This window comes from Nitrococcus sp., from assembly GCF_059432795.1.
On the sequence record NZ_JBXWZQ010000080.1, the window covers coordinates 48448 to 60391 of the forward strand.

General features: G+C 63.5%; 11 protein-coding genes and 1 other RNA gene. 3 read left to right on the top strand and 9 right to left on the bottom strand.

Features of this window, described 5'->3' with window-relative positions:
* Positions 1–8 precede the first annotated feature (8 nt).
* The 9 genes from mraY to rsmI all read right to left on the bottom strand — a co-directional run bounded on the left by mraY (position 9) and on the right by rsmI (position 8973).
* Entirely contained in the window at positions 9–1091 is a 1083-nt protein-coding gene (gene mraY, locus AC52Q4_RS06310; RefSeq protein ID WP_495535955.1) for a phospho-N-acetylmuramoyl-pentapeptide-transferase, read from the bottom strand.
* Positions 1092–1093: 2 nt separating this feature from the next.
* On the bottom strand, positions 1094–2455 hold the full coding sequence (locus AC52Q4_RS06315) for a UDP-N-acetylmuramoyl-tripeptide--D-alanyl-D-alanine ligase (protein ID WP_495535956.1): 1362 nt from the start codon (positions 2453–2455) through the stop codon (positions 1094–1096).
* Positions 2455–3969, bottom strand: coding sequence for a UDP-N-acetylmuramoyl-L-alanyl-D-glutamate--2,6-diaminopimelate ligase (locus AC52Q4_RS06320; protein WP_495535957.1), 1515 nt, complete (start codon positions 3967–3969; stop codon positions 2455–2457). The genes AC52Q4_RS06315 and AC52Q4_RS06320 overlap by 1 nt, the downstream gene beginning before the upstream one ends.
* Positions 3966–5696 carry a peptidoglycan D,D-transpeptidase FtsI family protein gene (locus AC52Q4_RS06325; protein ID WP_495535958.1) on the bottom strand — a complete coding sequence of 577 codons (1731 nt, stop codon included), beginning with the start codon at positions 5694–5696 and terminating at the stop codon, positions 3966–3968. Before AC52Q4_RS06325 ends, AC52Q4_RS06320 begins: the two co-directional genes overlap by 4 nt.
* Positions 5697–5741: 45 nt before the next feature.
* Positions 5742–6020, bottom strand: a complete 279-nt coding sequence (gene ftsL / locus AC52Q4_RS06330) for a cell division protein FtsL (protein WP_495535959.1) — start codon at positions 6018–6020, stop codon at positions 5742–5744.
* The gene (gene rsmH, locus AC52Q4_RS06335) at positions 6017–6928 is read right to left on the bottom strand and encodes a 16S rRNA (cytosine(1402)-N(4))-methyltransferase RsmH (RefSeq protein WP_495535966.1); all 912 of its coding nucleotides are present in this window, start codon (positions 6926–6928) and stop codon (positions 6017–6019) included. Before rsmH ends, ftsL begins: the two co-directional genes overlap by 4 nt.
* A gap of 34 nt (positions 6929–6962) precedes the next feature.
* Positions 6963–7415, bottom strand: coding sequence for a division/cell wall cluster transcriptional repressor MraZ (gene mraZ / locus AC52Q4_RS06340; RefSeq protein WP_495535960.1), 453 nt, complete (start codon positions 7413–7415; stop codon positions 6963–6965).
* Positions 7416–7708: 293 nt separating this feature from the next.
* Positions 7709–8062: RNase P RNA component class A (gene rnpB / locus AC52Q4_RS06345), an RNA gene on the bottom strand.
* A 44-nt stretch (positions 8063–8106) separates the two neighbouring features.
* The gene (rsmI, locus tag AC52Q4_RS06350) at positions 8107–8973 is read right to left on the bottom strand and encodes a 16S rRNA (cytidine(1402)-2'-O)-methyltransferase (protein ID WP_495535961.1); all 867 of its coding nucleotides are present in this window, start codon (positions 8971–8973) and stop codon (positions 8107–8109) included.
* Between the two features lie 287 nt (positions 8974–9260).
* Between rsmI and AC52Q4_RS06355 the strand changes: the two genes are divergently transcribed.
* From AC52Q4_RS06355 to AC52Q4_RS06365, 3 genes are all read left to right on the top strand, one after another.
* On the top strand, positions 9261–11192 hold the full coding sequence (locus AC52Q4_RS06355) for a penicillin-binding protein activator (protein ID WP_495535962.1): 1932 nt from the start codon (positions 9261–9263) through the stop codon (positions 11190–11192).
* The gene (locus AC52Q4_RS06360) at positions 11185–11547 is read left to right on the top strand and encodes a YraN family protein (protein ID WP_495535963.1); all 363 of its coding nucleotides are present in this window, start codon (positions 11185–11187) and stop codon (positions 11545–11547) included. Before AC52Q4_RS06355 ends, AC52Q4_RS06360 begins: the two co-directional genes overlap by 8 nt.
* A 19-nt stretch (positions 11548–11566) precedes the next feature.
* Positions 11567–11944, top strand: a 378-nt coding sequence (locus tag AC52Q4_RS06365) for an SIS domain-containing protein (RefSeq protein WP_495535964.1), incomplete at its 3' end; no start/stop codon positions are given.

Here is an 11944-nt window from a genome sequence, read left to right on the forward strand (position 1 = left end):
CCCGGCGCTCAACGCAGCTTCAGCGTTGCCAGTCCAACGAGGACCAGAATGATAGTGACGATCCAGAACCGCACGATCACGCGTGGCTCCGGACATCCCTTGAGCTCGAAATGATGGTGCAGCGGCGCCATACGCAGCACGCGCTGACCGGTCAATTTGAAGGCGACCACCTGCAACATGACCGAAAGCGTCTCGACCACGAATACGCCGCCCATGACAAAGAGCACCAATTCCTGCCGCACCTCCACGGCCAGCACACCCAGCGCGGCGCCTAATGACAGCGCGCCTACATCGCCCATGAACACCAACGCTGGGTAGGTGTTGAACCAAAGAAAACCCAGCCCGGCACCCACCAGGGCCCCGCAGAAAACCACCGCCTCGCCCACCCCGCTGATGTAGGGAATACCGAGGTATTGAGCGAAGTTGATGTGGCCGGTGGCATAGACGAACACGGCCAGCGCGGCGCCAACCAGAAGCGTCGGCACAATGGCCAGTCCATCGAGACCATCGGTGAGGTTCACGGCGTTGGAAGAACCTACGATGACGAAATAGCTCAACGGCACGAATAGCCAGCCCAGAGGAATTTGCACGGACTTGAAAAAGGGAACGATCAGAGCGGTCTCGATCGGTGTTTGCGCGGTGGCGAACAGCACCAAGGCGACCACCAGCCCGAGCGCCGACTGCCAGCTGTATTTGATGCGCGCCGAGAGTCCCTTGCTGTTGCCATGGGTGAGCTTGAGATAATCATCCACCCCGCCGATCAAACCAAAGGCGAGGGTGGCGAGCAAAACGATCCACACGAAGCGGTTGGCGAGGTCGCTCCACAACAGCGTCGAGACGGTGATGCTCAGCAAGATCAGCGCACCGCCCATCGTCGGTGTACCGGCCTTGGAGAGGTGAGTCCGCGGGCCGTCCTGGCGAATCTGCTGCCCGACCTGATACTGCGTGAGCCAACGGATGAGCACGGGGCCGACGGCCAGCGATATGATCAGCGAGGTCAGCGCTCCGACAATGGCGCGAAAAGTCAGATACTGGACGACATTGAATGCACCGTGGTATTGCGCCAACCATTCCGCCAGGATCAGCAACACGTTCAATCCTCCGACCCGGCCACGTTGGGCTTTTCGATCACCAAACGCTCCGCGATGCGGTCCATGACCGCCGCGCGTGAGCCTTTGATGAGCACCATCACGTCCGGGCCAAGCTCACTGGCGAGCGCTTCGACCAGCGATTCGCGATTATCGAAGCAAACGGCCCCGGCTCCGAACCCGACGGCGGTTTCCGTAGCAAGCTCACCGATTGCGAACAGGCGTTCCACGCCCCCTGCCCGAGCTAGCCACCCGGCGCGCCGATGCCGACGCCGGGCCGTATTGCCCAGCTCGGCCATATCGCCCAAAACCAGCCAGCGCCGGCCCGAACCCTCGGCTAATACCCGTATCGCCGCGGCCAGTGAGGCGGGGTTGGCATTGTACGTATCGTCAAGAATGCGGGCGCCGCGAATCCCCTCGCGCCAGCACAGACGCCCCGGCAGTGGGCGCATCGCTTCCAGCCCGGCACGGACCGTCGAGCCGGGCACCTCGAGCGCCAACGCCGCTGCCGCGCTGGCCAGCGCATTGAGCCGGTTGTGGCGCCCGGGCAATTGCAAACGGACCGGCAAGACCTCGCCGTGCCAGTGCAGCTCCAGCTCGCCCCCGGCAGCGTTGACGCCGCGGAGCTCGGCATGGCGGCCGAAGCCGAAGGTGATGCAGCGCCGGGACCCGGCCAGCCGCCGCCAAAGATCCGCAAAGGCATCGTCGGCGTTGATTACGGCGATACCGTCCTCGGGAAGCGCTTCGAAGAGCTCCCCCTTGCCGCGCGCGACGCCGGCCACCGATCCAAAACCGCCCAGATGGGCGGGACCGGCGTTGGTGACGACACCGACGCTCGGGCGAGCCCACTGCGCCAGGCAGCGAATGTCCCCGCGCGCTCCGGCACCGAGTTCGAGGACGGCGTAGCGATAGCCGCGCTGCAGACGACACAGGGTCAAAGGCAAACCGAGTTCATTGTTGTAATTCCCCGCTGTCGCGAGCGTCTCCCCGCTTTGCGAGAGGATCGCCGCCAACATTCCCTTTACGGTGGTTTTGCCGTTGCTCCCGGTAACCGCGACGACCCGAGTCGCGTTGCACTGCCGTCGCACCCAGCAGCCCAACGCAGACAGGGTCCGGCGCGCATCGTCGACGATCCACTGCGCCAAAGAATCGGATACGGCTCGCTCGAGCAATGCCGCTGCCGCACCGGCGCGACGCGCGGCGGTGACGAAGTCGTGGCCGTCGCTGCGCCGGCCGGAAAGGGCGACGAAGAGCTCGCCGGGCTGTATCTCGCGCGAGTCGATCGCGGCGCCGACGATTTCTCGGTCCGAACCGCGCAAATGCCCGCCGAGGTCCGCGATCAGACGGCTGAGCGGCACCGAGTCCATCAATGCAACTCCCTGAGTGCGCGTTTCACGCTCTCACGGTCGCTGTAAGGCAACCGCTGCGCTCCGACGAGCTGGTACTCCTCGTGGCCCTTGCCGGCAATCAGTACCGCATCCTCGGAGGCAGCCGCCCGGATGCTATGGATGACCGCTTCGCGACGATCGGTGATGACGCGCACCCGGCCGCCCGACCCGGGGCCGAGACCTGCCTGAATCTCGGCGATAATGCGCCGCGGATCTTCGGTCCGCGGATTGTCATTGGTTATGATGATTCGATCGGCGGTGGCGCCGACGAGCGCGCCCATGAGCGGGCGTTTCCCGCGATCACGATCACCGCCGCAGCCGAAAACGCACCAGATGCGCCCGGAAAAGTGCTCGCGCATTGCCCGCAACGCCGCCTGCAAACCTGCCGGCGTATGCGCGTAGTCGATCACCACCCAGGGGCGGCCATCGCCGCCGTAGCGTTCCATCCGCCCCCGGACCGGCTGCAACACCGACAGACACTCCAAGGCCTCGCGAAGCGGTATTCCCACTGCGAGCAAGACGCCGAGCGTCGCGAGCACGTTCGCCGCATTGAAGCGGCCCAGCAGGCCGACACGGACGGTGCCGCGAGCGCCGTAGGCGTCCAGCGCCAACTGCAGCCCGCCCGGCTGTGGCGTATGGCGTAAGCAGCGCAGCTCAGCCGCTGCGTCGCCGGCCACGGAATAGCCAATCACGCGCGCCTGACGCACGCCGGCTCGTATCTGCTGACCGAATTCATCGTCGACGTTGACAACGACGGTTGGCGGCTCGGGTCGCTGGAACAGCGAGGCCTTGGCCCGCGCATAGGCGGCCTGCGTAGGATGATAATCGAGATGGTCCCGGCTGAGGTTCGTAAGGACGGCGATGTCAAAATCGATCCCGGCGACGCGCTGCTGATGCAGCGCGTGTGAGGACACTTCGATCACGACCGCGCGCGCGCCACGATGACGCAATTCAGCCAGCTCGCGCTGCAGTGTTACCGGATCCGGTGTCGTCAGATTACTCGCCATCGCCAGATGGCCCGGCATTCCGCAGCCAAGCGTCCCGACGATCCCACAGCTCTGGCCGTAGTGGGCCAGGGCGTGGCCAATGAACTGGCTGACCGACGTCTTCCCATCGGTGCCGGTCACGCCGATCGTGGTCATGGCGGTGGCGGGCTTCCCGTAGAAGCGGGCCGCGATGAGGCCGAGCTGTGCGTACAAGCGTGGCACCGCGATGCACGGCACCGCCTGTTCCGCGCAGCGCGCGTTCAACGCCTCGCCATCGATCCCTTGCACCGGCTGCCATAGAACCGCGACAGCTCCGCGAGAGAGCGCCTCGGCGAGAAACTCCGCGCCATGATGGGACATGCCCGGGACCGCCAGAAAAAGATAGCCGGGTCGCACCTCGCGGCTATCCAATGCAACCCCCTGGACCGCACGCTCGTCGGCCTCGATCCCGAACGGCTCGAGCAGCCCCCGCAACGGATAGCTATGCCGGGCCGCGGAAAGGATCATGGCGTCAACTCCCCGGCCGCCAAAAGCGCGGGGCGTTGCCGCAAACGGTTATCGGGCGGCACGTTGCGCAGCCGCAGCGCCCCCTCGACCACCTGGCGGAAGATCGGCGCGGCCACGAGTCCGCCGTAATATGCCTTACCGCTGGGCTCGTTGACGATCACCGTGCAGACAAAGCGTGGGCGGCTGGCCGGTGCGATTCCAGCGAACAGCGCCACGTAACGGCGCTCCGCGTAGCCACCGGATACGGACTTCTTCACGGTCCCCGTTTTGCCGGCGATTCGATAGCCCGGAATGGCCGCCTTGGGCGCCGTTCCCTCGCCGGAGACGACCTGTTCCATCATGGAACGCACCGCTCTTGCGCTGTGCGCGCTCATGACGCGTTGTCCCTGCGGTGCGCCGTTCAGGCGCTGCAGCGAGACCGGCAGTAGGAGGCCGTCATTGGCGATGGCGGTATATGCCTGAGCGAGCTGCAACGCGGTGGTGGAGATGCCGTAGCCAAATGCCAGGGTGGCCCGATCGATCGGGTAACGCGGCGGCCGCCCCGAGAGATAGCCGGCGGCCTCCCCCGGGAAACCGCTGCCGGTGGGATGACCAAAGCCAACGTTACCGAGCATTCGCCATACCGTCCCCGGCTTGAGATCGAGGGCGATTTTTGCGGCACCGACGTTACTCGACTTCTCGATCACCGTCGTCACATCGATGACCCCGTAATTGCGTACGTCGTGCACCGTGTCGCTCGCCACGCGCAGCACACCGGGGGCCGTATCGACGAGCGAATGAGGAGCGAACCGACCGCTGTCCAGCGCCGCAGCGATCGTGAAAGGTTTGAGACTCGAACCGGGCTCGAAAGCGTCCGTGACGGCACGATTGCGATAATGACTGGGTATCAGCTCGGCACGGTTGTTCGGGTTGAACGCCGGTTGATTGACCATCGCCAGCGCTTCACCCGTACGGGCGTCCAGCAACACCACGGAACCGGAGCGGGCGCCATGCTTTTGGATCGCGGATTTGAGGGCGCGGTAAGCGATGTATTGAAGCCGGCGGTCCAGACTCAGATCCAGGGCACGTCCCGGCTTGGGCTCGCGCAGCCGCTCGACATCCTCTATCACCCGTCCGAGTCGATCCTTGATCACCCGCTTCGCACCTGGCTGCCCCTGTAACCAGCTGTCGTAAGCGAGCTCCATCCCTTCCTGACCCCGATCGTCGATATCGGTAAAGCCAACGACTTGCCCGGTCACCTCACCGGCGGGATAGAAACGCCGGTATTCGCGCTGCAGCGCCACGCCGGGCAGCCTCAAGCCGACCACCTTTTCACCCAGACTCGGCATGACACGTCGGCGCAGATAGACAAACTCCCGATCACGACGGGCTTGCAGATCCGCGAGGAGACGCTCAGGGGCAAGCCCCAGCATTTCACTCAGGCGGGTAATCTTATCTTTGCTTGCCAACAACAAATCGCCGGGATCAGCCCAGACCGAATCCACCGGCGTGCTAATCGCAAGCGGCTCGCCGTTGCGGTCGCGGATCATTCCCCGGTGAGCGGGAATTTCCAGCTCCCGCAAAAATCTCGTATCACCTTGATTGAGAAGAAACTCTCTTTGCAGGACCTGCAAATCCACGGCACGCCAGATCAAACCGCCGGCAAAGGCGACAAAGCAACACAGCAGCACTATTGGGCGCCACTTGGGCAGCGGTCGCGGCTTGCCGTCCGATGCATGCCTGATCAATTTTGGTCCCCCACTTCGCCCACCGCCTTCAGGACAGTCAAAAAGTTATTGTCTGTCGGTCGCTAAAATCACCACGTCACTCTGGTTCGGCATCCTCATTTCAAGACGCTCGCGAGCGATACGCTCGATGCGCCCGTGCGTTGCCCAGGCACCTTGCTCGAGCTGCAGCCTGCCCCACTCGGTGTTGAGCTGATCACGCTTTTGCTGCAGGTCTTGCAGCTCTATGAACAACCGTCGACTTTTATGTTTGCTGTAGACGACCCCGACAGCAGAGCCGACGACCAGTGCGACCAGCACGAGCGTCACCACGGGCCGGACCGTCACGGCAAACGTTCCGCCACGCGGAGCACGGCGCTGCGGGCCCGCGGATTGATGCTTATCTCATCGGGATCCGGACGTACCGGTTTGGCCGGGCGTCGAAACCGTGGCCGCATGGCTTGCGCCACGATAGGGATGCCCGGCGGTAGATCGCCGATGCGGCTGTTATCACGCATGAAGCGCTTCACCAACCGGTCCTCTAATGAATGGAAACTGATCACCACCAGACGGGCGCCGGAGCCGAGCAAATCGCAAATCTCCGAGAGCAACTGTCGCAACTCGCCCAATTCGTCGTTTATCGCGATTCGAATGGCCTGGAAGGTCCGGGTGGCGGGGTGCTTATCGAGTTCCCGGCGCGGAACGGCCGCGGCGATCAACTCGGCGAGCGCGCAGGTCGTGCGCGGCAGCTCTCCGGCTTGACGGGACGCAACGATGGCTTGCGCGATTCGCCGGGCGTAGCGCTCTTCGCCGTATTCCCTGATAACACCCTCTATCTCCGCAGGCGGCGCCTTGGCAAGCCACATTGCCGCTGACACGCCGCGGGATGCATCCATGCGCATGTCAAGCGGCCCTTCGCGCAAGAAGCTGAAACCACGCTGCGCCTGGTCAAGCTGCGGAGATGAGACACCCAAATCGAGCAATACGCCGTCGATGCGCCCGCGGATACCGTGCGCAGTGGCAAGCGTACCCAGTTCGGCGAACGAACCATGATGGACAAAGCAGCGTGAATCGGCCGCGAATTCCTGCCGCGCTCGGCTTATGGCGGCTGGATCCTTGTCGATCAGCCACATCCGACCGCCCGCGCCTAACTGAGCCAGGATCGCCGCAGCATGCCCGCCACAGCCAAAGGTTCCATCCACGTAAACTCCATTGGCTCGAACCCGCAAAGCGTCGACAGCCGCCTGGAGCAGCACCGGGCGGTGCCGTCCCGGAAGGCGCGACTGCGCCTCAGAGTGAGAGCGCTTCGAGTTCCTCAGGGAGTTCATTCTCCTGTGCGGCCTCCGCGAGCCATTGGTCGCGCCTCTCGTCCCAAGTCAGCTCATCCCAGAGCTCGAACTTGTTGCCTTGGCCGATTAGCACGGTGCGCTTTTCCAACCCCGCAAATTCCCGCAGTGGCGGCGGCACGAGAATACGGCCGTTGCCGTCGAGCTGACATTCTGTGGCATGGCCGATGAGCAGTCTCTGCAACCGTCGCGCCGTGCGGTTCAGGGCCGGGAGCCTGATCAACTTTTGCTCTATTCGCTCCCATTCGGGAAACGGATAAATAAGGAGGCAATGATCGCGATCCACTGTCACCACAACCTGGCCGTCGCTGCCCTGAATGAGCTTGTCGCGGTAACGGCTGGGAAAAGCCATCCGTCCCTTGATGTCCAGGTTTATTTGGGTGACGCCACGAAACACCCGGACCCCCTACCAAGCCCCCTTGGCTCCATTCATCACCACTCTTCCCCACTTTTGTCCACACTGTAGAATTACCTGCATCCAACGTCAAGCCACGCATTTTTTATTTATTCCTTTTTTAACAAAGCCTTATAAAACATAGCATTATATTGCATCGCAACATACAATGCCTGAATAATTCATTTAATTACGAAAATAGGGAGCTCAGGATCCGCAGGCGTAAACGCAAAAAAATACAACTGTATAATATGCCAGGCAGGAGGGCATTAAAGGCGAATCGGTCGCTGGAGTAGACGGGAAGCCAGCCTGTAAGCCGGGTTCTGTCGAGGGCAGCCAGTCCTCTGGAGTGCGCGTCACCGCGCACCTCAAGCGACCTACCCGGAAGCCGTGCGGGCCACACGCTTGCTTCCCTATTTGGTCTTGCTCCAGGTGGGGTTTACCGTGCCACGGAATGTTGCCATCCGCGCGGTGCGCTCTTACCGCACCTTTTCACCCTTGCCTGAGCCCGTCGCCGGGCCATCGGCGGTATGTTTTCTGCGGCACTTTCCGTCGGCTCACGCCGCCCAGGTGTTACCTGGCACCTTGCCCTGAGGAGCCCGGACTTTCCTCCACGCCGCAAGCGGCATAGCGACTGCCCGGCCGACTTCCCGTCCAGTGATCAGCTTAGCGCACCGCGGAGAAAGACGCACCGTCAATGCCGTCGTCCCAAGGCAAGGCGATAGAGCGTGTTGCGAGAGGCGCCGGTCAACCGAGCCGCCAAACGTGCCGCCTGTTTCACGGGCAGCTCTTCGAGCAACAATTCAAGTACCGTCTCGGGCGAAAGGCGAGCGGGCTGCGTTGGTTGCGCCTCAATACAAGCACCCGCCACGACGAGCACGAACTCGCCCCGCTCGCGCTCCGCCTGCGAGGCGACCCAGTCCGCCAATCCAGCCAGCGTGTCGAGCCGAACCGTTTCGTAACGTTTGGTCAATTCCCGGGCGAGCGAGGCCATGCGGTCCGGCCCGAAAACGGCGGCCAGATCCTGCAAGGCCGCCCCGATACGATGGCTCGATTCCAAGAAGCACAGGGTGCGCGGTTCGCGGCATAACTTCTCGAGATGGCGCCGACGCGCGCTCGCTCGCGACGGCAGAAATCCCTCGAAGACGAAACGATCCGTGGGTAACCCGGCCACCGAAAGAGCGGCAATGATACTGCAGGCACCCGGAATCGGCGAGACCGGAAGCCCTCTAGCGCGCGCCTCGCGAACCAAGCGAAAGCCCGGATCGTTGATCAGCGGCGTGCCGGCATCACTGACCAAGGCAACGGCCCCCCCTGCCTCCAGGCGCGCCAGAAGCGCAGGCAGACGTTGCGCTTCGTTATGCTCATGGAGACTGATCAACGGCTTATCAATACCGAAATACGAGAGCAGCCGGCGAGTGTGCCGCGTATCCTCGGCGGCAATCACAGCCACCTCAGCCAGCACCTCGAGCGCACGACGGCTGATGTCGGCGAGGTTACCGATCGGCGTGGCGACCACATACAACACCCCCGGGTTCGATTGACAGGCTGGCTCTTGCATCCGGATACTTGTGCTGTCGATTGGGAAGCGCTAGCGTGGCCCGCCTGAGAGCGTGGGCAAACGCTCCATGAGTTTGTGGCCTCCTCGGCGCGGAACCACCGCGCCCATTCTAATCCATACTGCCTGGCGGTTCGCTCCAATATCCGAGATGTCGAGCGATCCGGCTGATATTCGGCCTCAACCGCGCCGGAGGCGGTTAAACGCCGTGGCACAACCAGGGCTCTGCGTGATCCGTTCTGTGAGCAGGCTGCCAATGGAATCTGGCTGACGTGACGACTACCAATTGGATGGCTGCATCGCTCGTAGGCCCGATCGCCCGCTTGCTCGGCGTTCTTGCTGGATTGTTGTACTTGGCTGGTTGCGCACTCGCGCCGGGTGGCTCCGAGCGCTCGCCCGCCGCCTTCGAGCCACTGCTTCGCCAGGCTGTTGCGGCCCGGGCAAGCGGTGAGCTGGCTCGCAGCGCCCCCCTTTACGAGCAGGCGGCAGCCGCTGCCCCGTCACCGAAACAAGATGAGCTCCGCCTTCAGGCGGCCCGCCTCTATCTCCAACTCGAGAAGCCGCAGCGGGCGCGGGCGCTTTGGGAACAAACACGCCGTGGCGCGCTGCCGGCTCCCGTTATGGCCTTGCGGCGCCTCGTCCAAGCAGAGCTTGCGCTCGCCGCCGGCGACGCCGCCGGCGCCGTAGCCGCGCTGCGTGAGCAATCCGCGCCGATCCCGGAGGAGCTTCAGGCGCCGTGGCTGGCTGTGGCGGCCGATGCCCGGCTGGCCGCAGGAGAGGCCCTCACTGCTGCCCGACTGCGCAGCGAGGGCGATGCGCTGCTCCACACGCCTTCGGAACGCCGAGCCAATCGCCAAAAGCTGTGGTCCGCTCTTCTCGCTGTCCCCATGGCACAGCTCGTCGAGCGCATCCCCCCTGTTCCCAACCGCTTCGGCGGCTGGCTGGAGCTGGCTTATTTTTATCGCACCCGGCAGATCGACGTCCAGGCGCTGACGGCCGCCCTGCACGCTTGGGAACAGCGCTATCCGGAGCATCCCGTCGATGGAGCATTTCTCGAGCGCTTGCTGAACTCGGCTCGTCGCTCACTGCAACAACCCGAGGTGCTCGCCTTGTTGTTGCCACTCTCGGGTTCCTTGGCCGCAGTCGGCAGCGCCGTCCAACACGGCTTCCTCGCCGCCTATTATCAGGACCCTCCGCAGCAAAGACCGATGCTGCGTGTTTACGATGTCGGCGAGGCCGGCACGGATAGCCTGAGCGCTTACCAGGATGCCGTGGCGGCGGGAGCCGACGTCATTATCGGGCCGCTCACCAAGGAGGCGCTGCAACGCCTTACGGTCCTGGATTTTGCCTCCCCACCCGTTTTGGCTCTCAATCGCCTCCCCACCTCGGCCACGAGCACCGAAGGGCTATATCAGTTTGGTCTGGCACCGGAAGACGATGCCTTCGCGGCCGCGGAACTCGCTTGGCAGCGCGGCTATGAGACGGCGGTGAGCCTCACTGCGAACAGCGATTGGGGTGAACGGGTGGCAAACGCGTTCCAGCAACGCTTTCAAGCGCTGGGCGGCCGCGTGCTCGAGCGGACAACCTATACGCCCGGCACGAGTGATTTCGGGGAGCCCATTGAAGCACTACTCAATCTCGATGTCAGCACACGCCGATACAAGCAGCTACGGGCTTTGTTGCGTCGGGACATTCAGTTCCAACCACGACGCCGTCGGGACATGGACTGTCTGTTTATCGGCGCATTCCCCCGGGAAGCGCGCCTCATCCGGCCACAACTGCGTTTTCACCACGGGATCGGCGTACCGATAATCGCCACGGCGCAGGCCTACGAGGGAACGCCTCAACCGGCGGCGGATCGTGATATGGACGGTTTGCTGCTCGCCGATATTCCCTGGCTGATGCCAGGCGCTGAGGCGAACCCCGCCGGGCCTCTCTCCCGCAATCGCCTCGCTGCGCTTTGGCCGGAGAGTACGCGGCACTTCCCGCGCCTCTACGCCCTCGGTATGGATGCTTACCGGCTTGCTCCCGTCATCACGCTCATGCAAGGCGACAACGGCTTGCAACTCGAAGGACAGACCGGCCAACTGACAATCGATGCGAGCGGCGTTATCCACCGCGACCTACGCCCGGCCCATTTCGTCAATGGAGTCTTGCAACCGCTGGCCGCCCCCGCGGAACCGCCTGACCGACAAGCCGATACGGCCACCCGCCATGACTAGGCATACGGGTTCGCGCGCGCTGGGTAGACAAGCCGAGGCCCGCGCCCTCGAATTCCTTTGTCACCGTGGTTTGCATTGTCTGCACCGCAATTTCCACACGCGCGCGGGAGAAATCGATCTGATCATGGAGGACAGCGGCGACATCGTGTTCGTCGAGGTACGCCAGCGGGCGACCAAGCGCTACGGCGGGGCACTCGAGAGCGTGACCCTGGTGAAACAGCGGCGACTGATCGCGGCCGCCCGCTACTATCTGCTCGCGTACGCGCCAAACGCCGCCTGTCGTTTCGATGTGGTTGCCCTAGACGGCCAACACGGGATCGAGTGGATACGCGACGCCTTCCAAGTGACTGCCTGAAAAACGGACGCGGTGTGCCATGCAAGCGCATGAAAGAGTGGCTCAACAGTTTCTCGAGAGCATCCAATCACTGCGAGATGCGCTGGATCGATCCATCCCAGCCATTGTCCAGGCCGCCGACACCATGGCGGGTTGCCTGCGCGGCAACGGCAAAATTCTATGCTGCGGCAACGGCGGCTCCGCCGCCGCGGCACAACATTTTTCCTCCGAGCTGCTCAATCGCTTCGAAATGGAGCGACCGGGGCTCCCGGCAATGGCACTCACTACCGTCAGCTCCACACTGACCTCGATCGCCAACGACTACGACTACGGCCAGGTGTTCGCCAAGCAGATTCGGGCAATCGGCCGCCCAGGAGATGTGCTTCTGGCGCTGAGCACGAGCGGCAACAGTGCTAAC

Excerpts from the sequence above, each read along its gene's own strand:
- AC52Q4_RS06315 (WP_495535956.1), bottom strand. The coding sequence starts at position 2,455 with ATGGACTCGGTGCCGCTCAGCCGTCTGATCGCGGACCTCGGCGGGCAT.
- AC52Q4_RS06320 (WP_495535957.1), bottom strand. The coding sequence starts at position 3,969 with ATGATCCTTTCCGCGGCCCGGCATAGCTATCCGTTGCGGGGGCTGCTC.
- rsmI (WP_495535961.1), bottom strand. The coding sequence starts at position 8,973 with ATGCAAGAGCCAGCCTGTCAATCGAACCCGGGGGTGTTGTATGTGGTC.
- AC52Q4_RS06355 (WP_495535962.1), top strand. The coding sequence starts at position 9,261 with ATGGCTGCATCGCTCGTAGGCCCGATCGCCCGCTTGCTCGGCGTTCTT.
- AC52Q4_RS06360 (WP_495535963.1), top strand. The coding sequence starts at position 11,185 with ATGACTAGGCATACGGGTTCGCGCGCGCTGGGTAGACAAGCCGAGGCC.